Genomic DNA, 24689 nt, shown 5'->3' on the forward strand with positions numbered 1-24689 from the left:
TCAGGCTCTTACTTCTTCTTGTTGAACATGAGCATCAGCGAGTCCCACACGCGGCCGACCACGCCCGCTTGCGGCACAGCCTGCAGGGCCACGATCGGGAACTGCGCGAGCACCTTGCCGTCGGCCACGAGCTTCGCGGTACCGACCTGCTGACCGTTCGCGATCGGCGCGATCAGCGGATCGATCTGCTCGATCTGCGGCTTCACCTTGTCGCCCATGCCCTTCGGCACGGTGATGTACTGGTCGCTCTTCACACCGATCTGCACGGTGTCCTGCGCACCCTTGTAGACGCGCGGCGTGCCCACCACCTGATTCGCCTTGTACAGACGCACCGTGTCGTACGCGCTGTAGCCGTAGTTCAGCATCTTCAGGCTGTCCTGCACGCGGTCGTGTTCCTTGGTCTCGCCCATCATGACCGAGACGAGACGGCGTGACGCGTCGGTCGCGCCCGGCAGCGAACGCTTCGCGCTCGCGATCAGGCAGTAACCGGCGGCTTGCGTGTGACCGGTCTTCAGACCGTCGACGGTCGGGTCGATCCACAGCAGACGGTTGCGGTTCGGCTGCTTGATCTTGTTGTATGTGAACTCCTTGACCGAGAAGATGTTGTAGTAGTCAGGGAAGTCGCGAATCAGACGCGCCGACAGCACCGCGAGGTCGCCCGCCGTGGTGTAGTGCTGCGGATCGGGCATGCCGTTCACGTCGGCGAAATGCGTGTTCTTCATGCCGAGCTTCTGCGCTTCGTTGTTCATCATGTTCACAAACTGCGACTCGCTGCCGCCAACCAGTTCGGCCAGCGCGATCGCCGCGTCGTTACCCGACTGGATGATCATGCCGTACACCAGATCGTGCACGGTCACCGGCTTGTTGGCTTCGATGAACATGCGCGATTCGTCGGTGCGCACGCGGCGCACCGCTTCGCTCGGCATGACCGTCTGTTCCATGTTGATCTTCTTCGTCTGCAGTGCTTCGAAGACGAGGTAGGCCGTCATCAGCTTGGTCAGCGACGCCGGTTCCACGCGCTCGTCCGGATTGCCCGAGGCGAGCACCTGGTTGCTGGTCGCATCGACGAGCACCCACGAGCGCGCGTTCACGGCCGGCGGCGGCACTTGCGCGAACGCGGTGCTGGCGAGGAGCGTGGCCGGCAGCACGACGCCGAGGGTCACGGCACGGCTAAGCGTAGAAGGAACAAAGGAAGCGACTGAAGGGAAGGACGTGCGGCCGGAGGTGGAAAAACGCATAGGGTCGATTCGTGCAGAAAAATACAGCGCGCGCAGGGCGCAGAGTTTGGAAGAGCCGGTCGGCGAGCGTCTGGCCGCAAAAACGGCGCGGCGCCCGTTGGACTTCCGGCCACGCGATCGGTTCGCGCAGCACGCCGGCATCCGGCACCGCTGCGCGCGAAAAGACGCTACGCGTCGCGCGAACTGCCGGATGGGCGGCGCTGCGCCCAAAAAAGAGTCGCCATTATACGCGCGCTCTCCCCGTTACTTTGCGCAAAGGCCGGCGATTAATTTGCGTTTGTGCGTACCTGTACCCCGGAAAACACACATCGCGCGCAGCTTACCGCCAGGCGTCGACTATGATCCGCTTCAGAACGTGCAACTTGCGATGCAGAAAATGCTCCGCCCCCGGAATCACGACAACCGGCAATTCTTGCGGCCGCGCCCAGTCGTAAACGGATTGAATGGGAACTGTCTCGTCGGTTTCGCCGTGAATCACGAGTGTATTTTCCGGCACCGGGGCGACCTCCCAGCGGCTCGCGGCCGTGCCGACCAGCACCATTCGCTCGATCTGCTGGCCTTCTTCGCGCAGTTGCGCCGCCACGTGCGACAGCACGAATGTGCCGAACGAAAAACCCGCCAGCACGAGGGGCAGATCGCCTTGGCCCGGTTCAGCACGCATGTGATCCAGCACGGCGCGCAAGTCGTCGCGCTCGCCAATGCCCGCGTCATGCTCGCCATGCGTTTGGCCAACGCCGCGAAAATTCGAGCGATACGTCACGTAGTTCAGCTGCACGAGCGTGCGCGCGAGCGTCTGCGCGACCTTGTTGTCCATCGTGCCGCCGAACAGCGGATGCGGATGCGCAACCAGCGCGATGCCGCGCGGCGCCGCGCCGTTTTCGCGGGTTTCGTCGGGCAGATCCAGCGCGACCTCGATCTTGCCGACGGGGCCGTCGATCAGATATTTTTTGGTGTGTACGTTCATGGCGAGGCTTATTGATCGATTTTCAGACGCTCGACGATCTTGCCGTTCGCGAGGTGCGAGTCGACGATTTCGTCGATGTCGCTCTCGTCGACGTAGGTGTACCAGATGCCTTCCGGATACACGACGAGCGTCGGGCCGAGTTCGCAGCGGTCGAGGCAGCCGGCCTTATTGATGCGCACCTGACCTGGACCAGCGAGACCCAGTTTTTTCACGCGTTTCTTCGCGTACTCCTGCATCTCCTGTGCATTGCAGTTCGCGCAGCTTGGGCGTTCGGCGCCGGGCTCGCGCTGATTGAGACAGAAGAAGACGTGGTACTTATAGAAGGAATCCATGATGTCCGGAGGCGAGACAGTCGGTGTGGGGAATGGCGCTGGATGCACGCGGCGCGCCAGTTGTGCGAACGATTATAACGAGCGAGGCTAGCGGTCGCTGACGCGGTCCACCGCTGCGCCACGCGCCGCGCCCCTTCACGTGTGTTTCATGCGCCGCTTGAGCCACGCCAGTTCGACCACATACGCCAGCCACACGAGCGCCGCATACGGCCAGATCCACGCGAGCCAATGCGCCAGTCCGTTGAAGTGCAGGTAACGCCCTTGCCGCCAGTCGGCGAGCACGGCATCGAAGTATGGATTCACGGGCAGCAGATTGACGAACACCAGCGCGATCGTCAGCGCGACACCCGCAAGCGCGGCGCGCGATCGGCGCTGCAGGCGCAACGCGAGGAGTGCTGCGGCGGTCCCGCACACAAGACCGACCAACGCGCCAGGCGTCGCCCAGTCGAACGCGAGACCGGACTGCGATTGCAGAAAGGTCGCGCCCGCCTTCACGCACAAGGTGATCACGATAAACAGCAGCAACAGGCGCGCGCGCGGCGCGGGGCGGCGGACCGGCAACGATGCCAGCGCGAGCGCGGCGAACAGGTTGAGCGTGGTGATCACGGCTTCCCACGCGTCGTCAGGCAGCCACGCGGCGACGAGCGCCGGCCAGGCGCCGACGTGCCAGCCCGGCGGCGTCCATGCGAGCAAGGCGTCTTGCGTGGTCGAATCGAAACGCAGCCAGAGCGCGCGCGGCCAGTTGCCGAGACCGAACAGGCGCGGCGCCGGGTACATCGTCGCGAACGGCCACGCCGCGACCAGGCACGCGAGCGCGGCACGATCGCGCTCGAACCACAGAAGCCGCACGCGCCGCAGCAAGCCGCGATCGAGCAGCGCGCCCGTCGCCGGCGACATGATCGCCGCGCCGAGCAGCGCACCGAGCGCGTTGGCGGCGAGATCGAGGTTGGAGGCGACACGCGTCGGCAAATAGGTTTGCACGGCTTCCATCACGCCGGACAACACTCCGCCGAGCACGAAGGCGAACGCGACCGCCAGCGTGCCGCGCCAGCGCGGATAGGCCGCGAGCACCACCAGCGCGCCGAACGGCATATAGCCGAGCACGTTGGTGACGACGTCGAACGCCGTCAGGTACTGCGGCATGGGATCGGACAGATAGGCAAACGGACCGAGGCCAAGCGAACGCCAGCCCGAAAACGGATACCACGAACCGTAGACGATCAACGCGGTGTACAGCACCAGCGCCTGCCGGGCGAGCACCGACGGACGGCGCGCCCAGGGTTTCACGCTCATGCAGCGCTCCGCAATGTGCGCTGCAAGCCGGTCATTGCGCGGCGACCAGCGCCTGCACGCCGAGCCACGCGCCGATCTGCGAGACGAGATCGTCGCTGGCGCTGGCGAGCGCCTGCGCGCCGCCGGCGGCGTCCGCCGACCTGGACGGCGCCCGCGCGATGAACGTGCGCTGACTGAGCACCTTGCCGCTTTGCGTGAGGGTGGCGCGCGCGGTGACTGCGGCGTGACTTTCGGACTGGCTGTCGAAAACCTGCTCGAACTCGCTCAGGTCGACCTTCAACACCGGCGCCGCGACGCCGTCGGCGCCGGTCAGCACCGTGCCGCGCGAACTGAGCGCGCCGCGCAGACGCTGGGTCAGCAACTGCGAGGGCGTCATGGTCCAGTGGCTATTTGCGTACGCAGCGGTCTGCTGCGCGTCGGCGTAGCTCAGGCGGTACATCAGCTTATCCGACTCGAGCACGTCGGGCGCGCTTACATCGAGCACCTTCACGGCCGGCGACGCGCCGGCGGACGCTGCCGGACTCGGCGGCCCGAAGTCGTAGCGGATGTCCGAAAGCGCCGCCGGCGTGCCGGCGCAGCCCGCGGCGAGCACGCCGAATGCGAGCAGCACCGCCAGCGCGGCGCTCGAGGACAGGAATCGGTGAATCGAGCGTGACATGACAATCTTCCTTTCTTCAAACCTTCAGAATCATTGCTTCAACTTCATTGCTTCAACCTCATTGGGCAGCGCGCGCGGCAGGCCATTTGAAGCCTGCTTCGCCGGGGCCGGGTGCCGCACCCGGCGCGCCGAACAGCACGCTGCGCGGGCTGGTGCTGAACGTGTCGGCGGCGCGGTCCACTGAGCGGGCCGCGGAGCGCACGTCTTCAGCGAGCGAGTTGACGCGCGGCAAGGTGTCGTAGCCGACCCGCGACGACAGTTCCTGCACCGCGCCGTTGATCGACACCAGCGCGTCGCCGGCTTGCTGCGCGGCCGTGCCGACCTTGTTCAGGTTGGTCTCGAACGGGCCGTTCGGCCGGTTCAGGCTGGTGATCAGCTGATTGGTCGACGCCAGCGTACGATCCAGCCGGTTGATCGTGCCGGGCAGCATCCCGGCGGCCGGCGTTATTTTCTGCGTCAGCGTAGCCACGCCGTCGGCGGCTTTCTGCAGGCTTGCAGCCGTGCCCAGCAACTGCGCGGCCATTTCCGGCGACAGCAGATTGTCGACGTCGTCCGTGACTTTTTCGAGTTTGCGCAGCAGCACGTCGCCGCGTTGCTGCAGTTGATCGAGCAAGCCGGGGCGCATCGGCAACTGCGCCACCTGTTTCGACGACGACGCCAGCGGCGTCGGATCGCGCCCATTGTCATCCAGCTGGATGAAGGCGATACCCGTGACGCCCTGAAAACCCAGGCTGCCGAACGTCGAATGGGTAATCGGCGCGTGCGTATCGACGAGGATACGAATCAGAATCTGCCCCGGATGAGCCGGATCGAACTTGATGGACTGCACCTTGCCGACGTCAAGCCCGCGATAACGCACCGCGGCGTCGGTAAACAGGCCCGTCACATTGGTGCGCGCGATCAGATCGTACGGCACTCGCACGGAACGGTCGACATTGAACAAAAAAGCCGCCACCGCGATAGCCACCAGCAAAACGATCGTGAAGAGCCCGGCCCAGAAGGCATGTGATTTGTTTTCCATTGTCAGGTTCCCTGGTTCACAGCGGCAATTCGGACGATGCCGGCTCGAGCGCCGCCCGCGGCAGCCTCGCGCGGCGCTCCGGCGGCAGCGCCTGCAACGCGCGGCGCCCGCGCAGGCCGAGGAAATATTCGCGGATGAAAGGATGATCGACGCCCGCGGCCTCTTCCACCGGCGCGGCCACCAGCACCTTGCGATCCGCCAGCACGGCGACGCGGGTGGACAACGCGATCATCGTGTCGAGATCGTGCGTGACCATCACCACCGTCAGGCCGAGCGCGCGATGCAGCGCGGAGATCAGCTCGACGAATTCATCCGACGCCTGCGGGTCGAGCCCGGCGGTCGGTTCGTCGAGGAATAGCAGTTCCGGTTCGAGCGCGATCGCCCGTGCAATGCCCACGCGTTTGATCATGCCGCCCGACAGCGCCGACGGCATTTTCGACGCGTGCTTGCATGGCAGGCCGACCATTTCCAGCTTGAGCATCACGATGTCGCGCAACAGATCCTCGGGCACCTTGCCGAGTTCGCGCACCGGCTGCGCAATGTTGTCGAACACCGACAGCGACGAGAATAGCGCGCCACGCTGGAACAGCATGCCGGAGCGGCTGCGCATCAGCAGCGCGGTTTCCGGCGAGATGGTGGCGAGATTCTCGCCGAACAGTTTGATGGTGCCCGACGAAGGCCGCTCCAGCCCGAGTATCTGCCGCACCAGCGTGGTCTTGCCGGAACCCGAGCCGCCGACGATCGACACGATCTCGCCGCGCCGCACGTCCAGATTCAGATGTTGATGCACGATGTTGCGCCCGTAGCGCTTGGTCACGTCGATCACTTCGATCACCGGCTCGGCGATCGAGGGTACGGGCTGGCCGCGCACGGCCTGAGTGAGTGGCGCGATCATCCGAGCCCCACGTTCTGGAAGAGGATCGCGAACACGGCGTCCGCGAGAATCACGATGGTAATCGAGGTCACCACCGAGGTCGTCGTGCCTTCGCCCAGACTCTGCGAATTGGCCTTGATACGGAAACCGAAATGACAGCCGACGATCGCGATCAGCATGCCGAACGCGACGCCCTTACCCAAACCGATCCACAGATTCGCGACCGGCACCACGCCCGGCAAAGCCCGCGCGAAATAGCTCATGTCGATGCCAAGCGCGATCTTCGCGGCGAGCGCGCCGCCCGTCAGCGCGATGATGTTGGTCCACATGACGAGCAGCGGCATGGCCACGCCGAGCGCGACCACGCGCGGCAGGATCAGCCGCAGGCCATGCGGGATGCCCATTACGCGCATGGCGTCAAGTTCCTCGGTGACGCGCATCACGCCGATCTGCGCGGTGATCGCCGAACCGGAGCGGCCTGCCACCAGAATCGCCGCAAGCACCGGCCCGAGTTCGCGAATTACCGAAAGCCCCAGAATATTGACGATGTACTGGTTTGCGCCAAACAGCCGCAGTTGCTGCGCGGACAGATAACTGAGCACGATGCCGATCAGGAACGCGACCAGCGCGGTGATCGGCATGGCTTTGGTGCCGGCGTTGTAGATGTTCGCGGATATCTCGGTCCACGGCGTGATTTTCGGTTTGCGCGCGATCGCCAACAGGTCGAGCACGACGCGCCCGAGCATCGCCACGCCGCCATACAAATGCTCGAAGAACGAGAAGATCGCGAGCCCGAGCCGCGTGAGCGGATCGAATCTGACCACCGGCTCGGCCGTTTCGCGCACGGTGTCGAGCAAGGCGATGCGCTCGAAAATGTCGCGTTGCGTGTCGGTCAGCGTGGTGTCCGGGGGCATCTTGTGGCCCCACACGCGCCACAGCGCCTGGCCGCCCACGTGGTCCATCCGGTCGATACGCGACAGGTCCCATTGACCGATGCCTTCGGCGCCGACCAGCGACAGCAGCAGAGGGATCACGTGCCCAGTGGCTCTGTCGCGCGCGAGCGCGAGCGCCGTCCACTGGCCCGAGAGCCGGACGATCTTGCCTTGGCTGCCTGCCGCGACTTCGAGGCCGGGCGGAGTGTCGTAGTTCAAGGATCGTTGAATCTGGTTATCGGATTAGCGGCCATTGTAACGAAGGCGCGGCGCGGCAACTGCGCCCGCGGACTCAACGGGTTCGCTATCGCTACAATATGATTCATGAACACGTCCAAGACTCCCCCCCAAGGCGACTGGCGCATCGACCGCGAGCGTGCCGTCGCGCTGTTCGGCCCGCACGCGCACGACTGGCCGATCGAAATCGTCGAGGAAACCGGCTCGACCAACGCCGACCTGATGGCGCGCGTCAAAGCGCTGCCGCGCAAGGCCGGCGCGCTGCCGCGGCCGATCGTGCGGGTCGCGTATCTGCAAACCGCCGGGCGCGGCCGCCGCGGTCGTCCGTGGTATGCGGAGCCGGGCAATGCGCTGCTGTTTTCGGTGGCGTGCGTATTGCCGCGTCCGCTCGAAGGGCTCGCGGGCCTGAGTCTCGCGGTGGGCGTCGCATTGGTCGACGGGCTGCGCTCGCTGCCGGTTGCCGGTCCCGGCCAGATCGCGCTGAAGTGGCCGAACGACGTCCTGCTCGAAGGCGACAAGCTGGCCGGCATCCTGATCGAAACCGCGTGGAGCACCGACGACGCCAGCGCGGTGGTGATCGGCATCGGCACTAACGTGAAGGGCGCGGACGAACTCGCGGCCAAAGTCGGCGCGTTGAACGCCGGCGTGCCGCCGCAGGCGCGCGGCACCGCGCCGACCGCCTTGCAGCGCGCGCTGCCCAACGCCAACCTCACCGACACGCTCGCCGCCGAGCTGAACGCGCTCGAACCCGCCTTGCAGCGCTTCGGCGCTGAAGGTTTCGCGCCGTTTCAGGCACGCTGGAACGCGGTGCACGCCTATGCAGGCCGCGAAGTGGTGTTGCTGGACCAAGGCCAGGAACAGATGCGCGGCGTGGCGGCGGGCGTCGACGAGCGCGGCCAGTTGCTGCTCGACACCGCCACCGGCCGCGAGGTCGTTGCGACCGGCGACGTTTCGCTGCGTCTGGCCGACGGTGCCGCATGACGAGCGGCGCGCCTGATTTGCTGATCGACGCGGGCAATAGCCGTATCAAGTGGGCGCTGGTTCAGGCGGACGGTACGCAGATCGCGGCCGGCGCGCTGGCCCACGGCGGCGCGGATCAGCCGGACTTGTCAAACTTGCCGAGGCCGCGCGGCGCGTGGTTGTCCAATGTCGCGGGTGAAAATGTCGCGGCGCGGATTGCCGGGTTGCTCGACGCACGCTGGCCACAGCTCCCGCTCACCACGATCCGCGCTTCCACGCGGCAGTGCGGCGTAACCAATAGCTACACCACGCCGCATGCACTCGGCAGCGACCGCTGGGCCGGCATGATCGGCGCGCATGCGGCGTTTCCCGGCGAACATCTGCTGATCGCGACATTCGGCACGGCGACCACGCTGGAAGCATTGCGCGCGGACGGCTGCTTTGTCGGCGGTCTGATCGCGCCGGGTTGGAGCTTGATGATGCGCTCGCTGGGCGAACACACGGCGCAACTGCCGACGCTCGACGCCCACGCCGCACGCGGTCTGCTCGACGGCGGCATGCCCGACGCGGCGCGCGGCGGGCCGTCCTTCGCGACGGACACGCCGCGCTCGCTATCTGCCGGTTGCACGTTGGCGCAAGCGGGCTTGATCGAGCGGATGTGGCGCGATTTGCAGGATGAATGGCAGGTGCCGGTGCGGCTCGTAGTCAGCGGCGGCGCCGTGGACGAAGTGGCGAGCGCACTGAAAGTGCCGCATACTCGCCACGATTCGCTGGTGCTGTCCGGCCTCGCGCTGATTGCTGCCGAGCGCGCCCTGGAACGCGGCAACTGAATCGCGACCAACGGCATAACGGTGGCTCAACTTCTGGACGGGGAAAACCAATAATGCTGCGCTGGCTGATCGCCATATTGTTTCTTGCCAATATGCTGGCATTCGTCGCGGTGCGCGGCGTGTTCGGCCCGACGCCCACAGCCGGCGGACGTGAGCCCAACCATTTGAATCGCCAGGTTCATCAGGAATGGCTGAAGGTGCAGCCGGTCACTGCCGCGGAGGCTGCCGACCAAGCCGTTGTAGGTGGTCCGGCGCCAGTGGCGCCGATCGCGGCATCCGCGCTTTCGCAGTAAGTCGCTCGCCGTCTTGCTGCGTGCGAAGCGCGCTTCGAAGTGCGCGACGCGAGTCCTTAAGCTGGTGAGAGACTCCCGCCGCAGCCGGCCACTAGCCTTGCGTGCGAACTTTCTTCAGTAGCGCGGTCGTCGAGCGGTCGTGCTCGAAGGGAATCGCCAACGCCTTACCGCCCCAGCTTCGCACAATGGCCGACTCGGGCAACACGTCCATGTCGTAGTCGCCGCCCTTCACGAGCACGTCCGGCCGCACCGCCGAAATCAGCTCGACGGGCGTCTTCTCGCCGAAGCACACCACGTAGTCGACACTCTCCAGCGCCGCCAGCAACGCCATGCGGTCAGCCTCGTTGTTGATTGGCCGGTCGTCGCCTTTGCCGAGCATGCGCACCGACGCATCGCTATTCACACCGACGATCAGACAGGCGCCCAAAGCCTTGGCATCCGCGAGATAAGTCACGTGCCCGCGATGCAGGATATCGAACACGCCGTTGGTAAATACAACCGGCGCCTTCAGCGAGGGACGCAGCGTCACCAGTGCATCGCGCGTGAGAATCTTGCGTTCAAAAATGGCAGCCATGGAGAAATCGGAAAGGACAGGAAGGTGTCGTCACCATACACGATGGGTCGCATGAAACAAAACGGCCTGGCGCACATAAATGCGTCAGGCCGTTTTCTTTTAAACCAGTTCGCGGCGCGCGGCGCCGCAGACCGAGTCACATGCTCGCTACCCTCAGGCCGGTTGCTCCGCCGACTTCTGCTCAGCCTGCAGGCGCAGAACCACTTCCTTGCGGTAGCGGTTCAATTCCTGCGCGGTGTTGAACGTACGCTCGAACAGAATGGACAGGTTGTGCAGAATGCGCTCGACCACCTTCTTTTCCCAGCCGTCGTCGAAACGGATCTGTTCGTCGAGCCAGCGTTCCAGCCATTCCGGATCCGGCAGACGCGACTGAATCGTGTCGCGCGGGAACAGTGCCTGGTTCACGTGCAGGTTGGTGGGGTGCAGCGGTTTTTCCGTGCGGCGAGCCGAGGCCATCAGCACACCGATCTTCGCAAACGCGGCGCGCGCAATGTCGCCGGTTTGCGCCATGGCCTTCTTCATGTAGCGCAGATAGGCGCCGCCATGCCGCGCTTCGTCGCGCGAAATGGTTTCGTAGATGTGTTTGATGACCGGCTCGGTGTGCCATTCGGCCGCACGGCGATACCAGTGATTCAGGCGGATCTCGCCGCAGAAGTGCAGCATTAGCGTTTCGAGCGGCGGAGCCGGATCGAATTCGAAGCGCACGGCGTGCAGCTCTTCTTCGGTCGGGCACATTTCCGGCTTGAAGCGGCGCAGATATTCCATCAGCACCAGCGAATGCTTCTGTTCCTCGAAGAACCACACGCTCATGAACGCGGAGAAATCGCTGTCGTGATGGTTGTCACGGAGAAACATTTCCGTGGCGGGCAACGCCGACCATTCGGTGATCGCATTCATCTTGATCGTCGCTGCCTGCTCGTCGGTCAATAGCGATGCATCGAACTTGTCCCAGGGAATGTCTTTCTCCATGTCCCATCGAACGGATTCGAGCGATTTATAAAGTTCCGGATAAAGCATGGTGTTCATAGTCCCACCCCTGTTCTGCGCATACTGTGTGTCTGTCACTACTACGTTGTAGTACTTTTGCTCACGACGAACGGGTCGCACCGTATGTGCTCCGTTTGCCGGCCAAGCATTCAATTTTACGCGGTAATCTGCCGCCTAGATGCACTGGCGGCAAAGAAGTCCAGGCGTTTGCGCATGCGCGACTAGTCCTACGTTACGCGCTGCTCGGCCAACCGTGGGTGAGGGATACCCCGTGCCTGAGGTCGAGCCAGTTTGCGATGAAAACCGCACCGTCCAGCCCTGCGCCGGTGTTGCCGGCCGCGAATGGAGCAAGGGCGGCTGGATTGGTAGTTTTCAGCGCACGCCCAAAAGCCTAATTAAGCTTACACAATGATAGCACGCTGACTTGACCGAACCCGCGCCGTAACGGTCGCAATTCCGGTGCCTGGCTGACCGTGCGCAAGAAATCGTGCGATTCGCGGAGTGTGGCGGACGATCGGGGTCAAAAGCGTGACAGACGGCGAACCTGGCCTTCTGTGTGTCTTTAATACCCGCGTCACGCCGCAGCGTTTCATTCCTGCCTTAAGTAGATTTTTTCGTGGTTTTTGGACTGGCGCTTGCGCCGCTCGTGCGCTTTGTCGCCGCAGGCGCCCGCTTCGCGGCCGGCCGCTTGGCTTCCGACTCAGCGGCTTCCGCGTCCCGCGCCTGCGGCGCGTTGGGCGCTGGCTCCCCGCCCGCTGGCGAAGCGGCCGCATCGTCGTCCGGGACAAAATCAGACGCCTCGGCGCCCGCTCCCACAGCCGGCGGTTGCGTCATCGCGAACTGGGCGATCTGGTTGAACTGCGATTGCAGCAGATTCCACCATGCGGATGCGTCGAATGGCGGCGTGGCCGGCGCCTCCTCTTCCCCACCCGCCGACTCCTCAGCCGACGCAGCGGCGCCCGCCGCGGCAGCCGACGCCGGCGCCGATGCAGGCGCCGCCGGATGCGGCCAGCCTCTCGCGGCCGCGGGACTCGGCGCGGCCGACTCCGCCGCGGGTTGCGACATCGACGACTGCGCGAACGCGCCGAACGCGCGCAGTGTCGCGAGCGTCGCGCGCTGCACTTCGAGCGCCTGAATCGCGGACTGCAGCATGCTCAGATTCAGCTTGAGCCATTGCTCGACCGCCCGCATGTCGGTGATACGCTTGTCCAGTTCTTCGACGTTGGTGAGCGGCGCCATCATGTCGGACATCATCGAGAGCGAAGGTCCGAGGCCGCCGCCACCGGCCGGCTGCGTGCCCGAAAAAGCCGAGCCGAACGGCGACAGCCGCATCATGCCCCACATGCGTTCTAGCATTTCAGCGGGCGGGAAACCGGGAAAGCCGGGAAAGGGCGGCGTGGAGTCAGGAGTATCGGTCATGCTTGTCGCCTCGCTGCGTAAATTGAAGAAGAAGCGGTAAAGAAGGGGCGCCGTCCCGCGCGCGTCTTGTTTCGATCATACCGTGCAGGAGGCAGCCTCAGGAACGCTCGCCGCCTGTCGCGCCGCCGTTCGACGGCTGACCGCGCCACGGATCGGCGCCGCCGAAATCCGGCGCGCGCCGCTCGCGCAGCGAGTTGACGCCTTCGCGCACATCCGGCCCGGCAAAGCCCATGAATTCGAGCGCGAGCGAGGTATCGAACGCCGGCCCCGCCGAGCGCAACCAGTTGTTCAACGCGTATTTGGTCCAGCGAATCGCCGTTTGCGAGCCGTTGGCCAGCTTCTGCGCGACCTCGAATGCTTTGGGCAGCAGATCGTTTTCGTCGACGGCGAGCGAGACGAGGCCGATGCGTTCCGCCTCTTCGCCGCTCACCGGCTCGCACAACATCAGGTAATACTTGGCCTTTGCCATGCCGCACAGGAGCGGCCAGACGATCGCCGCGTGATCGCCGGCGGCCACGCCCAGACGCGTATGACCGTCGATGATCCGCGCTGTCTTCGTCGCGATCGAGATGTCGGCGAGCAGCCCCGCCACGAGCCCGGCACCTACCGCCGGTCCGTGCATCGCCGATACAACAGGCTTGCTGCAATTGATCACGTTGTAGACCAGATCGCGCGCCTCGCGCCACACCCTCGCGCGTACGTCGAAATCAGTGGCCATCTCTTCGACGAGTTGCAGGTCGCCGCCGGCCGAAAAGCCCTTGCCTTCGCCGCGAATGATCGCCACGCGCGTGTCTGGATCGCGGTCGATGTCACGCCAGATCTCCGCGAGTTCGAAGTGCATGCGCGCGTTGGCGGTGGCGAGCGCGCTCTTGTTGGCGCCCTCGCCGCTCATCACGACTTCGAGCACGCCGTGCGGATGGCGATGCAACTGGAGCGACTGGTAGTGCGCGTAAAACGCGTCGTTGCGGTGTGGTGCCTGAGACATGATGAGCAATCCGTATATCGGTGTTTCGTTTGAACCGTGCAGCGTTCATTCAACGCGGCTGATAAACCCACTTCGCATTCTTGATTTCGACCATCACACGGGCCCGCTGATCGAGCCCGAGGTGATCCGTAGCGCTCATATTGACGACGCCATTGGTATCCGCGAGACCGCGTGTCGCTTCGAGCGCATCGCGCAGCGCGCGGCGAAATTCCGGCGTGCCCGGCGCGCCGCTTTTCAACGCAATCGGCACGGCGTTGTTGAGCAACATGCCCGCGTCCCACGTGTACGAGCCGAACGCCGAGACGCTGCCCGCGCCGCGCACCGCTTCGAAGCGCGCGATGTAGTCGAGCGCGAGCCGTTTGGCCGGATGATCCGCCGGCAATTGCGCGGCGACCAGCACCGGACTCGCGGGCAGGAAGGTGCCATTGCAATCGGCGCCGCACACGCGCAGGAAGTCGTTATTCCCGACTCCGTGATTGTGATAGATCAGGCCTTTGTAGCCGCGCTCCCTCAGTGTCTTCGGCGGCAAGGCGGCGGGCGTGCCGGCCGCGCCCACCACGACCGCGTCGGGATGCGTCGCGAGAATCTTGAGAACCTGGCCGGTCACGCTCGGATCGGTGCGATTGAAGCGCTCGCTCGCCACCATGTCGATGTGATGCAGTTGCGCGAACTTCGCGACCTCGGTATAGAAGGTTTCGCCGAGCGCGTCGGCCTGGCCGATGAACGCGATGGTTTTGACGCCGTGCAGGCTGGCATGTTCGGCAATCGCCGACGCCATCATCGCGTCGGTTTGCGGCGTCTTGAAGACCCAGTGGCGTTTCGCATCCACCGGCTCGATGATTTTCGCCGACGAGGCCAGCGAGATCATCGGCGTTTGACCTTCGGCGACCACATCGATCATCGCCAGCGAATTCGGCGTGATCGACGACCCGATGATCGCGTCGACGCGATTCTCGGAGATCAGCTTCTTGGTGTCCTGCACGGCCTGCGTGGTATCGGATGCATCGTCGAGCACAATGTATTCGACGCTCTGACCGCCGATCTGTTTGGGCAGCAGCGCGACCGTGTCGCGCGCGGGAATGCCGAGCGACGCGGCCGGTCCGGTGAGCGACAATACCAGGCCGATTTTCACCTGCGCCAATGCGATACCGGGCAATACACCCGCCAATGCCGCGCATAGCGCAACGGCACGACGCGCGAGGCGATTGCGCGATGGCGTCGGGCGCGAGTGGTTGGACGCGCGAGCGCGCCGGGTTTCGGGTTCAAGAAATTCGATTCGCGGCATGCTGTCTCCTCACGTCGGTTTTTCGTTTTGATGTACTGCCGATGTCCCGGCTCATGCCCTGCTCACGTGCCGTTCATACGCGGCTTCGCGACAGTCCTGCGACGAACCCGCAGTCAGCCACCCCAGCCATGCAGTCGCGCCAGTCAGTGTAGCTGTGCACACTCGTCACGGCATCGGGCGAAACCCTTTCGAATCCGAACGAAGCGCGCGGATACCCGTGCGGCCGACATGCCGCGTTCCACACAACAGCGGTGCGTCAATCCAGCGGCGCGATGCCCTGATCGATCGACCCGAAAATCGACTTGCCCGCTTCGTCGAACATTTCGATCTTCACCATATCGCCGTACTTCATGAACTCGGTCTGCGGCGCGCCGTGCTCGATGGTTTCGAGGCAGCGCTTCTCGGCGATACAGCAATAGCCGCGCTTGGCGTCCTTGTTCGACACCGTGCCCGAGCCGACAATCGCGCCCGCGCGCAGATTGCGCGTTTTGGCGGCATGCGCGATCAACTGGCCGAAGTGGAACACCATGTCCGTGCCGGCATCCGGCTGGCCGACTTTCCTGTTGTTCCAGTGGACGATCATCGGCCGATGCACGCGGCCTTCGCGCCAGTGTTCGCCGAGTTCGTCGGGCGTCACCGCGACCGGCGCGAACGACGTCGCCGGCTTGCTCTGGAAAAAGCCGAAGCCTTTCGCGAGTTCGGCGGGAATCAGATTGCGCAGCGACACGTCGTTGACGAGCGTGACCAGACGCACGCTTCTGAGCGCCTGGTCGGGCGTGGCGCCCATCGGCACATCGCCGGTGATCACGGCGACCTCCGCCTCGAAGTCGATGCCGAATGCTTCGGACGCGCACAGTACGTCATCTTTCGGGCCGATGAAGTCGTCGCTGCCGCCTTGATACATCAGCGGATCGGTCCAGAACTCCGGCGGCATTTCCGCGCCGCGCGCGCGCCGCACCAGTTCGACATGGTTCACATACGACGAGCCGTCGGCCCACTGGAACGCGCGCGGCAGCGGCGCCATGCATTCCTTGGCGTCGAACGGAAAAGTGTTGCGCGCGCGGCCCTGATTGAGCGCGTCGTACAGATCGTGCAATTGCGGCGCGTAGAAGGCCCAGTCGTCGAGCACGCGTTGCAACGTGGGCGCGATCGCGTCGGCGACAGCTGCGGTGTGCAAGTCGCGGGACACGACGATCAGTTGACCGTCGCGCGTGCCGTCCTTCAGCGTGGCAAGTTTCATAGAGGAATGAACCGTGTTAGTGACGATAGAAGGAATCTATTCTACGATGGTGAATCGGCCCGGCCCAAGTGCCGACGATCCGCCTCATCCGTGTGTCACTTTTTGAATGCGCCGCGTGCGCCTCGCTCATGCCTCCAACTGCCCGCTCCGGCGCCATCCGCACCGACGCCGACTCCGCTGAACCGCTCGACCCGACCGAATCCGACGACGAAGGCGGCGAAAGTGTCGATGGCGGCGAGGAAAAGCTGCGCTCGGGCATCCAGTCGATCGAAGTCGGCTTCAAATTGCTCGATGTGCTGACCCGCGAGCCGCGCGCCATGATGCTGCGCGATCTCGCCCAGCGTGCCGGCATGAGCCCGGCGAAAGCGCATCGCTATCTGGTGAGTTTTCTGCGCCTCGGTGTGGTGTCGCAAGACCCGCTGTCGGGCCGTTACGAGCTGGGCGGATTCGCGCTGCAACTGGGACTCGCGCGGCTCGCGCGCGTCGACGGCGTCAAGCTCGCGCGCATCGCGCTCTCCGAATTGCGCGACCGGCTCGATCTGACGGTCGGCATCGCCGTATGGGGCAATCAGGGGCCGACCATGGTGCATTGGATGGAATCGAGCTATCCGGCAAAGGCGTCGCTCAAACTCGGCGATGTGATGCCGCTGCTCAGCTCCGCCACCGGCCTGTTGTTCGCCGCATATCTGCCGTCGAGCAAGACTGCCGCGATGCTCGAACGTGAACTTGCCGACTCGCGCCGTTCGTCGCATATCGGCGCACCCCGTACGCGCGATGAAGTCGAAAAGGTCCTCGCGCAGGTGCGAGAGCACCAGGCGGCGCGTATCGAAGGCATGTTGCTGCCGACCATTCACGCGTTCTGCATGCCGGTGTTCGACTCGACCGGCGAACTCGCGCTTGGACTCATCGCACTCGGTCATGAGGGCGCGTTCGATATTCGCTGGGGCGGCGAGATCGATACGGCGTTGCGCGACTGCGCAGAAAAGCTCTCGTATGAGCTGGGGTATAGTGCATCGCCGCGCGACGAATAGGTGTGATGCGGCGCGTTGGGTGCGCGGCGCGTTACAGGGTTTGACGTGAACTCAGTCGGCAAGCATGGAGGCACCGCGCTGCGCGTACTGTTCCGGGTCTTGAACGTGCGCGTGTTTTCAACCGCGCGGAACATCGCTCGCCGTAACGCGGTCGAATCGGTTCGCTGCCCGCCTTGTACGCTTCAGGCATCAGGCCTGGCGCCGCTGTCGTATTCACCGCCGCTCGCACGCGCTGCCAGTCGATCCCGAAGCTATTCGCCCGCACACAAGCACTAATCGATGTCCTCAGCCCCCGCTACCCACCGTTCCGATCGCACGCCGCCCAGCGGGCCGCGCACCGGTTCGCGCGCGTGGCGCTGGATCGTGGTGCTGTTGATCGTGGCCGCTTTGCACTGGATCGCCGCGCAATGGGTCGAGCGAAATCGCGCGAACCTGAATCCCTCCGACAATGAACACGTGCCGGTTCAGGTTGCATTGCTGACGCCCCAACGTATCGAACGCAAACCGGCCACCGCCGCGTCGCCCGCGCCTGAACCAGCGCCCGCTCGCCACGCCGCCGCGAGCAAGCCGCGCGAACATGTGCTGACCGCGCTGCGGCCGGCAAAACAAGCCGCGCCGGCGGCACCTGTGGCGGCATCGGAAGCCGTTGCAAGCGCTCCCAGCGCTGTGTCGAGCGTCAACGCGGCAGCCAACGTCGCCAGCGTCACCGGCACGGCCAGCGCACCCGCTGCCGCGAGCGCGCCGCAAGCGTCGCCAGGCGTGAAATTCTCCGTCCCGCCATCGGGCGAACTCCAGTACGACACGTTCTACAACGGCGTGCGCAACCAGCCCGGCACGATCCACTGGACCAGCAACGCGCAAAGCTACGAGATGGTCGTCTCCGTGCCGCTGCCTTTTGTGGGCACCTTCGTGTACGCGAGCCATGGCCGTATCGACGCCTTCGGTCTCGCGCCGGACCAGTACGTCGAAAAACGCGGCCGCCGGGCGGAAGACATCGCCATCTTCAACCGCGCCGACAAGAAGATCGCATTTACGCGCACACCGTCCACCTTACCGTTGCCCGACGGCGCGCAGGATCGCTTCAGCATGGTGATGCAGCTCGCGAGCCTCGTGCGCGGCGACCCTGGCGCCTACAAGCCGGGCGTGACGCGCCAGTTCTTCGTGGTCGACAACGATAGCGGCGAGAACTGGCCGGTCGAGACGATCGGCGACGAAACCATCCGCACGGCCGAAGGTTTCCTCGACACGCGTCATTTCAAACGGCTCCCGCGCCATGACGGCGATTTGCGCCGCATCGACGTGTGGCTCGCGCCGTCGCTCGGCTGGCTGCCTGCGCGCATCGTTCAGACGGAGCCGAACGGCACGCAATTCGAACTGGTGTGGCGCGGCAAGCTCAATGCCGACACGGGTGGCAGCGCTCCCAACAGCAATGATGACGCGGCTGCGGCTTCTCCTGACAATTCAGCCGCACTTGCAGTTCCGCCTCCGCTTCCGGCCGCATCGGCAGCTATGCCCGAAGCCGCGCCCGCCCCGGGGGTCGATCCGACCGACCCCGGCAATACGCCCGGCATCATCAAACCCTGAGCCCGCGAACTTGAAGAGAGTTTCCATCTGAGCGGCGAAACTTCCGCCATGAAGCTGACTCGCACCACCTGCTGCATCCGTTCGCGAATATGCTGCGTATATTGATCAGCCCTGCAGGCAAGTGGCCAGCGGGCACCCAGCGCGCGAATGGACCTTCCACTGCGTTCCCTTTCAAAGGAGCTCGCATGCAAGTGAACATCAACGGTATCGAGACGCGCTATGTGTTGAGCAACGAGGGCGGCGGCCCGTGGCTGACGTTCATCCATCAGCTCGGCGGCGATTTGTCCGTGTGGGATCAACTCGCCGGCTATTTCCGCGACGACTACACCGTACTACGCTACGACGTGCGTGGTCATGGCAAGACCGCCGCGTCCGGCGCGCCCTTTGGCATCGCCGATCTGTCACACGATCTCGCCACGCTGCTCGACGCACTCGGCGCACCCAGTACGCATCTGGTCGGCATGTCGATGGGGGGCATGATCGCGCAGCAATTCACACTCGATCACCCCGCGCGCGTCAATACCTTGACGATCGCCGACAGCAGCGGCGGCACGCCGCAGGAAGCCCGCGCCACCTGGGATCAGCGCGCCGCCGCAGCCCGCGACAGTGGCATGGCGCCGCTCGTTCCCGCGACGTTGAGCCGCTGGCTGACCCCCGATTTTCAGTCCGCGCACCCCGAAGCAGTCGAGCAAATCCGCGACGTGTTGACCAACACGTTGCCAGAAGGCTACGCCATGGCGTGCGAAGCTCTGCGCGAATTCGACGTACGCAGTAAGCTGGGAGCAATCCGATGCCCAACATTGACCGTGGCGGGCCGCCACGACACGGGCACGCCGCCTGCTGCTACACAGGCGATAGCAGACGCCATCGAAGGCGCACGCTTCGAACTGCTGGATGCCGCTCACCTCGCGCCCATCGAGCAATCTCACCGTTTTGCAGCACTGCTTGAAACGTTTCTTGAAAGGCCGGTCTAACCGGTAGGTTCGGAACTTTACAAGCGTCAATCCGGACCCACCCCTTGAATTCCAAACCATACGCTCCACCTATGGCGCAGGAATGGCCAGGAGCCAACGGAAATAAGGAGTGTCGCCATGCAAATGATCTACAACAGCCCCAACTATTGTGTCGTCGAGTTTCCGCCGCAGGAAGGCCCGCTGGCCATGAAGTCCGGCGGCTATGAGATCGTCGACAAAAACATGCAGCGTGAGATCTATATCGACGGAGCAATGGCGGCGCGGTTTCGCGAGCACGTGCAGAAGCTGATCGAAGAGGAACCGTCGCTGGATGAAGTAGACGAATTCCTCGGCCAGTTCGACAGCCTGATGCATCAACCGGTGATCCTTCACTAACCGCGAGGTCAGGCTTAGCGTTTTTGGCGACATACATCGACCGCGCCGTCAGCCCCCGCAACCGGGCAAGCAGGCGGCTTTTACAAGTCGGTCGGCAAATATGAAGTGGCCCAGCAGGCTTTTGCCTCGCTGGGCCGTTTTCTTTGTGACGCCGCTGTGCTTTTTTGTCTCGCCGCTTTCCGTTTTCCCAGGCAGCATGCTTCGACAGCGGAAGGCCGCTCTTCCGCCCGCGCCGGGCGCATCTGGCCGGCAGCGGCTACAATGACAGGTTTCCCGAAAAAGCCGGCGCAAGCCCTTGTCCGCCATGAACCAGCCCGCTCGAACCACCACGCCAGTCCGCCCCGACGCCGCCTATACGCGCGGCACAGCGCTGCCCGCGCTGCTCAAGTCGCGCATCCTGATCCTGGACGGCGCAATGGGCACGATGATCCAGCGCTACAAGCTCGACGAAGCCCGCTATCGCGGCGAACGCTTCAAGGACTACGGGCGCGACATCAAGGGCAACAACGAGTTGTTGTCGATCACGCAGCCGCAGATCATCGGCGAGATTCACGAGCAGTATCTGGCGGCGGGCGCGGACATCATCGAAACCAACACGTTCGGTGCGACCACGGTCGCTCAGGCGGACTACGGCATGGAAGACCTTGCCGTCGAAATGAATCTCGAGTCGGCGAAACTGGCCCGCGCCGCCTGCGACAAATATTCGACGCCCGACAAGCCACGCTTCGTCGCCGGCGCGATCGGACCGACGCCGAAGACCGCGAGCATTTCCCCCGACGTGAACGATCCGGGCGCGCGCAACGTGACGTTCGACGAACTGCGCGCGGCCTACTACGAGCAGGCCAAGGCCTTGCTCGACGGCGGCGCCGATCTGTTCCTCGTCGAGACCATTTTCGACACGCTCAATGCGAAGGCCGCGCTGTTCGCGCTCGACGAACTGTTCGAAGACACCGGCGAGCGTTTGCCGATCATGATCTCGGGTACCGTCACCGACGCATCGGGGCGCATTCTGTCGGGTCAGACGGTTGAAGCATTCTGGAACTCGCTGCGTCATGCAAAGCCGCTCACGTTCGGTTTGAATTGCGCGTTGGGCGCGGCGTTGATGCGGCCGTATATCGCCGAACTGGCCAAGCTCTGCGACACGTATGTGTCGTGCTATCCGAATGCGGGCTTGCCGAATCCGATGAGCGATACGGGCTTTGATGAACTGCCCGCGGATACTTCGGGCTTGCTGAAGGAGTTCGCGCAGGCTGGGTTGGTGAATATCGCGGGTGGTTGCTGCGGCACGACGCCGGAGCATATTGCGGCGATTGCGCAGGCGTTGGCTGAGGTGAAGCCGCGCCGATGGCCGACGCAGTACCGCGACGCGGCCTGAGTCCAGCCGCGCCTCGTCGAGCCGCCGCCACACTTCCGCTATCGAACACAACGCACTTAATCGCAGCAATCGAGCACATACGCCATGACCGATCACACCATGCGCCTTTCCGGCCTCGAGCCGTTCAACGTCACGTCCGGGACGCTTTTCATCAACGTCGGTGAACGCACCAACGTGACCGGCTCGAAGGCGTTCGCGCGAATGATCCTCAACGACCAGTTCGACGATGCGATCGCGGTCGCGCGCCAGCAGGTCGAAAACGGCGCACAGGTCATCGACGTCAACATGGACGAAGCCATGCTGGATTCGAAAGCGGCGATGGTGCGCTTCATGAACCTGATCGCGTCGGAGCCGGATATCGCGCGCGTGCCGATCATGATCGACTCGTCGAAATGGGAAGTGATCGAAGCGGGCTTGAAGTGCGTGCAAGGCAAGGCGATCGTCAACTCGATCTCCCTGAAGGAAGGTGAAGATGCGTTCCGCCACCACGCGAACCTGATTCGCCGCTACGGCGCGGCAGCGGTGGTGATGGCCTTCGACGAACAAGGCCAGGCCGACACCTTCGAGCGCAAGACGCAGATCTGCAAGCGTTCGTATGACTTCCTCGTGAACGAAGTCGGCTTCCCGCCGGAAGACATCATCTTCGATCCCAACATCTTCGCGATCGCAACCGGCATCGAAGAACACAATAACTACGCCGTCGACTTCATTAACGCCACACGCTGGATCAAAGAGAATCTGCCGTACGCGAAGGTGAGCGGCGGCGTGTCGAACGTGTCGTTCTCGTTCCGCGGCAACGATCCGGTTCGCGAGGCGATTCACACCGTGTTCCTGTATCACGCGATCCAGGCGGGGATGGACATGGGCATCGTCAACGCGGGCCAACTCGGCGTGTATGCGGACCTCGATCCGGAGTTGCGAGAACGCGTCGAAGACGTCGTGTTGAACCGCCGTGAAGACGGCACCGACCGTCTGCTCGAAATCGCCGACAAGTTCAAGACCGGCGCCGCGAAGAAGGAAGAGAACCTGGAATGGCGCAACCAGCCGGTCGAGAAGCGTCTGTCGCATGCGCTCGTGCACGGCATCACCAACTTCATCGTCGAAGACACCGAAGAAGTGCGCGCCAAGATCGCCGCTGAGGGCGGCCGCCCGATCAACGTGATCGAAGGCCCGCTGATGGACGGCATGAACATCGTCGGCGACCTGTTCGGTCAGGGCAAGATGTTCCTGCCGCAAGTCGTGAAGTCGGCGCGCGTGATGAAGCAGGCCGTCGCGCATCTGATTCCGTACATTGAAGAAGAAAAGAAGCAGCTCGCCGAAGCCGGCGCCGACGTGCGCGCGAAGGGCAAGATCGTCATCGCCACGGTGAAGGGCGACGTGCACGATATCGGCAAGAACATCGTCTCGGTGGTGCTTCAGTGCAATAACTTCGAAGTGGTCAACATGGGCGTGATGGTCTCCTGCAACGACATTCTCGCGAAGGCGAAGGTCGAAGGCGCGGACATCATCGGGCTCTCCGGACTGATCACGCCTAGCCTCGAAGAAATGGCTTACGTCGCCTCGGAAATGCAGCGCGACGACTATTTCCGCGTGAAGAAGATTCCGCTTTTGATCGGCGGCGCGACCACCTCACGTGTGCATACCGCCGTGAAGATCGCCCCGCACTACGAAGGGCCCGTGGTCTACGTGCCGGACGCGTCGCGCTCGGTCTCCGTGGCGTCGAGCCTGCTGTCAGACGAAGGCGCGGCAAAGTATCTCGACGAACTCAAGTCTGATTACGACCGGATCCGCGTTCAGCACGCCAACAAGAAAGCGCAGCCCATGGTCACTTTGGCCGAAGCTCGCGCCAACAAGACCAAGGTCGACTGGGCGAGTTATCAGCCGGTCAAGCCGAAGTTCATCGGCCGCCGCGTGTTCAAGAATTTCGATCTGAGCGAACTGGCGAACTATATCGACTGGGGTCCGTTCTTCCAGACGTGGGACCTGGCCGGCCCGTATCCGGCCATTCTCAATGACGAGATCGTCGGTGAATCGGCGCGGCGCGTGTTCTCGGACGGCAAGTCGATGCTCGCGCGCCTGATCCAGGGCCGCTGGCTGCAAGCGAACGGCGTGATCGCGCTGTTGCCGGCCAACACGGTGAACGACGACGACATCGAAATCTACACGGACGAATCGCGCTCGGAAGTCGCGCTCACATGGCGCAATCTGCGCCAGCAGAGCGTGCGTCCGGTGGTGGACGGCGTGATGCGGCCGAACCGGTCGCTCGCCGACTTCATCGCGCCGAAGGACTCGGGCGTGGCCGACTACATCGGCATGTTCGCGGTCACGGCGGGTCTGGGCGTCGACGTGAAGGAAAAGCAGTTCGAAAAGGATCACGACGACTACAGCGCGATCATGCTGAAAGCACTCGCCGACCGTTTCGCCGAAGCCTTCGCCGAAGCGCTGCATGCGCGCGTGCGGCGCGATCTGTGGGGCTACGCGAACGCCGAAACGCTCTCCAACGAAGATCTGATCGCGGAAAAGTACCACGGCATCCGTCCGGCGCCCGGCTATCCGGCCTGCCCGGATCACCTGGTGAAGCGCGACATGTTCGACGTGCTGCACGCCACGGAAATTGGCATGAGTGTGACCGAGTCGCTGGCCATGCTGCCGGCGGCGAGCGTCTCCGGTTTCTATCTGGCGCATCCGGACAGCACTTACTTCTCGGTCGGCAAGATCGGTCAGGACCAACTGGAAGACTACGCAAAGCGCATGGCGCTGTCGAAAACGGATGCGGAACGAGCCTTGGCGCCTTTGCTGTAAGCCGTCGGGCGTGGCGGGAACCCCACTATATCGGGCTGGAAAGACTGAATATTTGCGGCAACGTAATTTTCGGCTTTGTAGACTGAGGCGGCTTGACCCCGCCAGACGCGGCCAAAACGCGTCGGCTTAATAATTGCAATCGTCAACGGAGAAAATCGTATGAAGAAGCTGACGCTGTTGTTGACCGCTGTTTCGCTTGCCTTGGGCGCCACGCCGGCGCTGGCCCAGCCCGCCGCACCTGGCGGTTCCAGCTCGGTCAGTTCGTATTCGCCGCCCACGGTGAAACACGTCAAGAAACCGAAGAAGCAGAAAGCGAAGAAGGGTGCGTCGGCTCCCGCAGCCGCACCGGCGGACGCCGCCAGCCAGTAAGCGGCTCGGCAGCGCCGGTCGGTCTGAATCTCTGAACGACAAAGAGCCCGCATTAAG

The 24689-nt window shown here is 63.9% G+C and carries 24 protein-coding genes; 10 read left to right on the plus strand and 14 right to left on the minus strand.

All coding sequences use genetic code 11. The annotated features are described in order from the left end of the window. Positions 1-8: 8 nt before the first annotated feature. From B0G82_RS04495 to B0G82_RS04530, 8 genes are all read right to left on the minus strand, one after another. Positions 9-1238 carry a D-alanyl-D-alanine carboxypeptidase family protein gene (locus B0G82_RS04495; protein WP_121306758.1) on the minus strand — a complete coding sequence of 410 codons (1230 nt, stop codon included), beginning with the start codon at positions 1236-1238 and terminating at the stop codon, positions 9-11. 319 nt (positions 1239-1557) lie between these two features. Beyond that, positions 1558-2202 carry an alpha/beta hydrolase gene (locus tag B0G82_RS04500; RefSeq protein WP_116143127.1) on the minus strand — a complete coding sequence of 215 codons (645 nt, stop codon included), beginning with the start codon at positions 2200-2202 and terminating at the stop codon, positions 1558-1560. Between the two features lie 8 nt (positions 2203-2210). Further along, positions 2211-2534, minus strand: a complete 324-nt coding sequence (locus tag B0G82_RS04505; RefSeq protein WP_106282268.1) for a ferredoxin — start codon at positions 2532-2534, stop codon at positions 2211-2213. Positions 2535-2669: 135 nt separating this feature from the next. Continuing rightward, positions 2670-3827 carry a VanZ family protein gene (locus tag B0G82_RS04510; protein WP_121306759.1) on the minus strand — a complete coding sequence of 386 codons (1158 nt, stop codon included), beginning with the start codon at positions 3825-3827 and terminating at the stop codon, positions 2670-2672. A gap of 31 nt (positions 3828-3858) precedes the next feature. Further along, the gene (locus tag B0G82_RS04515) at positions 3859-4485 is read right to left on the minus strand and encodes an ABC-type transport auxiliary lipoprotein family protein (RefSeq protein WP_116143131.1); all 627 of its coding nucleotides are present in this window, start codon (positions 4483-4485) and stop codon (positions 3859-3861) included. A gap of 58 nt (positions 4486-4543) precedes the next feature. Then, positions 4544-5506, minus strand: coding sequence for an MlaD family protein (locus B0G82_RS04520; protein ID WP_106282271.1), 963 nt, complete (start codon positions 5504-5506; stop codon positions 4544-4546). Positions 5507-5522: 16 nt separating this feature from the next. Beyond that, positions 5523-6401 carry an ATP-binding cassette domain-containing protein gene (locus tag B0G82_RS04525; RefSeq protein WP_106282272.1) on the minus strand — a complete coding sequence of 293 codons (879 nt, stop codon included), beginning with the start codon at positions 6399-6401 and terminating at the stop codon, positions 5523-5525. Then, the gene (locus B0G82_RS04530) at positions 6398-7531 is read right to left on the minus strand and encodes an ABC transporter permease (RefSeq protein ID WP_121306760.1); all 1134 of its coding nucleotides are present in this window, start codon (positions 7529-7531) and stop codon (positions 6398-6400) included. Before B0G82_RS04530 ends, B0G82_RS04525 begins: the two co-directional genes overlap by 4 nt. Positions 7532-7636: 105 nt before the next feature. On the opposite strand from B0G82_RS04530, the gene B0G82_RS04535 reads away from it, so the two are divergent. From B0G82_RS04535 to B0G82_RS04545, 3 genes are read left to right on the plus strand one after another with little or no spacing between them, the layout of a single operon-like run. Next, positions 7637-8530 (plus strand): biotin--[acetyl-CoA-carboxylase] ligase, encoded by an 894-nt coding sequence (locus B0G82_RS04535; RefSeq protein WP_121306761.1) that lies wholly within the window; start codon positions 7637-7639, stop codon positions 8528-8530. Then, positions 8527-9339 carry a type III pantothenate kinase gene (locus B0G82_RS04540; RefSeq protein WP_121306762.1) on the plus strand — a complete coding sequence of 271 codons (813 nt, stop codon included), beginning with the start codon at positions 8527-8529 and terminating at the stop codon, positions 9337-9339. Before B0G82_RS04535 ends, B0G82_RS04540 begins: the two co-directional genes overlap by 4 nt. A gap of 53 nt (positions 9340-9392) precedes the next feature. After that, positions 9393-9632, plus strand: a complete 240-nt coding sequence (locus B0G82_RS04545) for a hypothetical protein (RefSeq protein WP_106282276.1) — start codon at positions 9393-9395, stop codon at positions 9630-9632. A gap of 91 nt (positions 9633-9723) precedes the next feature. Here the strand turns inward: B0G82_RS04545 and rfaE2 are convergent, their stop codons facing one another. From rfaE2 to B0G82_RS04575, 6 genes are all read right to left on the minus strand, one after another. Then, entirely contained in the window at positions 9724-10206 is a 483-nt protein-coding gene (gene rfaE2 / locus B0G82_RS04550; RefSeq protein ID WP_106282277.1) for a D-glycero-beta-D-manno-heptose 1-phosphate adenylyltransferase, read from the minus strand. Between the two features lie 153 nt (positions 10207-10359). Then, positions 10360-11232, minus strand: coding sequence for a ferritin (locus B0G82_RS04555; protein WP_106282278.1), 873 nt, complete (start codon positions 11230-11232; stop codon positions 10360-10362). A 561-nt stretch (positions 11233-11793) separates the two neighbouring features. Further along, a complete protein-coding gene (locus B0G82_RS04560) occupies positions 11794-12612 on the minus strand; it encodes a PhaM family polyhydroxyalkanoate granule multifunctional regulatory protein (RefSeq protein ID WP_116143139.1) in 819 nt (272 codons plus the stop codon). Positions 12613-12709: 97 nt separating this feature from the next. Then, on the minus strand, positions 12710-13597 hold the full coding sequence (locus tag B0G82_RS04565) for an enoyl-CoA hydratase/isomerase family protein (protein WP_121306763.1): 888 nt from the start codon (positions 13595-13597) through the stop codon (positions 12710-12712). A gap of 49 nt (positions 13598-13646) precedes the next feature. Continuing rightward, complete coding sequence (locus B0G82_RS04570; protein WP_121306764.1) at positions 13647-14882, minus strand: ABC transporter substrate-binding protein; 1236 nt, start codon at positions 14880-14882, stop codon at positions 13647-13649. A 256-nt stretch (positions 14883-15138) separates the two neighbouring features. Next, positions 15139-16122: a fumarylacetoacetate hydrolase family protein gene (locus B0G82_RS04575; protein ID WP_121306765.1), complete on the minus strand. Its 984-nt coding sequence runs from the start codon at positions 16120-16122 to the stop codon at positions 15139-15141. 128 nt (positions 16123-16250) lie between these two features. Between B0G82_RS04575 and B0G82_RS04585 the strand changes: the two genes are divergently transcribed. The 7 genes from B0G82_RS04585 to B0G82_RS04615 all read left to right on the plus strand — a co-directional run bounded on the left by B0G82_RS04585 (position 16251) and on the right by B0G82_RS04615 (position 24632). Next, positions 16251-17153, plus strand: a complete 903-nt coding sequence (locus tag B0G82_RS04585; RefSeq protein ID WP_121306766.1) for an IclR family transcriptional regulator — start codon at positions 16251-16253, stop codon at positions 17151-17153. A gap of 279 nt (positions 17154-17432) precedes the next feature. Continuing rightward, on the plus strand, positions 17433-18737 hold the full coding sequence (locus B0G82_RS04590) for a DUF3108 domain-containing protein (protein ID WP_121306767.1): 1305 nt from the start codon (positions 17433-17435) through the stop codon (positions 18735-18737). A gap of 185 nt (positions 18738-18922) precedes the next feature. After that, positions 18923-19711: an alpha/beta fold hydrolase gene (locus tag B0G82_RS04595; protein WP_121306768.1), complete on the plus strand. Its 789-nt coding sequence runs from the start codon at positions 18923-18925 to the stop codon at positions 19709-19711. 117 nt (positions 19712-19828) lie between these two features. Continuing rightward, a complete protein-coding gene (locus B0G82_RS04600; RefSeq protein WP_007179533.1) occupies positions 19829-20086 on the plus strand; it encodes a DUF3567 domain-containing protein in 258 nt (85 codons plus the stop codon). Between the two features lie 304 nt (positions 20087-20390). After that, positions 20391-21461 (plus strand): homocysteine S-methyltransferase family protein, encoded by a 1071-nt coding sequence (locus B0G82_RS04605; RefSeq protein ID WP_121306769.1) that lies wholly within the window; start codon positions 20391-20393, stop codon positions 21459-21461. Between the two features lie 84 nt (positions 21462-21545). Next, positions 21546-24263: a methionine synthase gene (gene metH, locus B0G82_RS04610; protein ID WP_199730057.1), complete on the plus strand. Its 2718-nt coding sequence runs from the start codon at positions 21546-21548 to the stop codon at positions 24261-24263. A 159-nt stretch (positions 24264-24422) separates the two neighbouring features. Further along, a complete protein-coding gene (locus B0G82_RS04615) occupies positions 24423-24632 on the plus strand; it encodes an acid-shock protein (RefSeq protein WP_121306770.1) in 210 nt (69 codons plus the stop codon). Positions 24633-24689 lie beyond the last annotated feature (57 nt).

Source organism: Paraburkholderia sp. BL17N1 (genome assembly GCF_003634175.1).
Classification (GTDB): domain Bacteria; phylum Pseudomonadota; class Gammaproteobacteria; order Burkholderiales; family Burkholderiaceae; genus Paraburkholderia.

What these genes read in the sequence shown, in the direction of transcription:
- B0G82_RS04545 (WP_106282276.1), top strand. Translation starts at nt 9,393, where the DNA reads ATGCTGCGCTGGCTGATCGCCATATTGTTTCTTGCCAATATGCTGGCA.
- B0G82_RS04505 (WP_106282268.1), bottom strand. Translation starts at nt 2,534, where the DNA reads ATGGATTCCTTCTATAAGTACCACGTCTTCTTCTGTCTCAATCAGCGC.
- rfaE2 (WP_106282277.1), bottom strand. Translation starts at nt 10,206, where the DNA reads ATGGCTGCCATTTTTGAACGCAAGATTCTCACGCGCGATGCACTGGTG.
- B0G82_RS04595 (WP_121306768.1), top strand. Translation starts at nt 18,923, where the DNA reads ATGCAAGTGAACATCAACGGTATCGAGACGCGCTATGTGTTGAGCAAC.
- B0G82_RS04605 (WP_121306769.1), top strand. Translation starts at nt 20,391, where the DNA reads ATGAACCAGCCCGCTCGAACCACCACGCCAGTCCGCCCCGACGCCGCC.
- metH (WP_199730057.1), top strand. Translation starts at nt 21,546, where the DNA reads ATGACCGATCACACCATGCGCCTTTCCGGCCTCGAGCCGTTCAACGTC.
- B0G82_RS04565 (WP_121306763.1), bottom strand. Translation starts at nt 13,597, where the DNA reads ATGTCTCAGGCACCACACCGCAACGACGCGTTTTACGCGCACTACCAG.
- B0G82_RS04570 (WP_121306764.1), bottom strand. Translation starts at nt 14,882, where the DNA reads ATGCCGCGAATCGAATTTCTTGAACCCGAAACCCGGCGCGCTCGCGCG.
- B0G82_RS04500 (WP_116143127.1), bottom strand. Translation starts at nt 2,202, where the DNA reads ATGAACGTACACACCAAAAAATATCTGATCGACGGCCCCGTCGGCAAG.
- B0G82_RS04575 (WP_121306765.1), bottom strand. Translation starts at nt 16,122, where the DNA reads ATGAAACTTGCCACGCTGAAGGACGGCACGCGCGACGGTCAACTGATC.
- B0G82_RS04525 (WP_106282272.1), bottom strand. Translation starts at nt 6,401, where the DNA reads ATGATCGCGCCACTCACTCAGGCCGTGCGCGGCCAGCCCGTACCCTCG.
- B0G82_RS04520 (WP_106282271.1), bottom strand. Translation starts at nt 5,506, where the DNA reads ATGGAAAACAAATCACATGCCTTCTGGGCCGGGCTCTTCACGATCGTT.
- B0G82_RS04615 (WP_121306770.1), top strand. Translation starts at nt 24,423, where the DNA reads ATGAAGAAGCTGACGCTGTTGTTGACCGCTGTTTCGCTTGCCTTGGGC.
- B0G82_RS04495 (WP_121306758.1), bottom strand. Translation starts at nt 1,238, where the DNA reads ATGCGTTTTTCCACCTCCGGCCGCACGTCCTTCCCTTCAGTCGCTTCC.
- B0G82_RS04600 (WP_007179533.1), top strand. Translation starts at nt 19,829, where the DNA reads ATGCAAATGATCTACAACAGCCCCAACTATTGTGTCGTCGAGTTTCCG.
- B0G82_RS04585 (WP_121306766.1), top strand. Translation starts at nt 16,251, where the DNA reads ATGCCTCCAACTGCCCGCTCCGGCGCCATCCGCACCGACGCCGACTCC.
- B0G82_RS04510 (WP_121306759.1), bottom strand. Translation starts at nt 3,827, where the DNA reads ATGAGCGTGAAACCCTGGGCGCGCCGTCCGTCGGTGCTCGCCCGGCAG.
- B0G82_RS04590 (WP_121306767.1), top strand. Translation starts at nt 17,433, where the DNA reads ATGTCCTCAGCCCCCGCTACCCACCGTTCCGATCGCACGCCGCCCAGC.
- B0G82_RS04560 (WP_116143139.1), bottom strand. Translation starts at nt 12,612, where the DNA reads ATGACCGATACTCCTGACTCCACGCCGCCCTTTCCCGGCTTTCCCGGT.
- B0G82_RS04555 (WP_106282278.1), bottom strand. Translation starts at nt 11,232, where the DNA reads ATGAACACCATGCTTTATCCGGAACTTTATAAATCGCTCGAATCCGTT.
- B0G82_RS04515 (WP_116143131.1), bottom strand. Translation starts at nt 4,485, where the DNA reads ATGTCACGCTCGATTCACCGATTCCTGTCCTCGAGCGCCGCGCTGGCG.
- B0G82_RS04540 (WP_121306762.1), top strand. Translation starts at nt 8,527, where the DNA reads ATGACGAGCGGCGCGCCTGATTTGCTGATCGACGCGGGCAATAGCCGT.
- B0G82_RS04535 (WP_121306761.1), top strand. Translation starts at nt 7,637, where the DNA reads ATGAACACGTCCAAGACTCCCCCCCAAGGCGACTGGCGCATCGACCGC.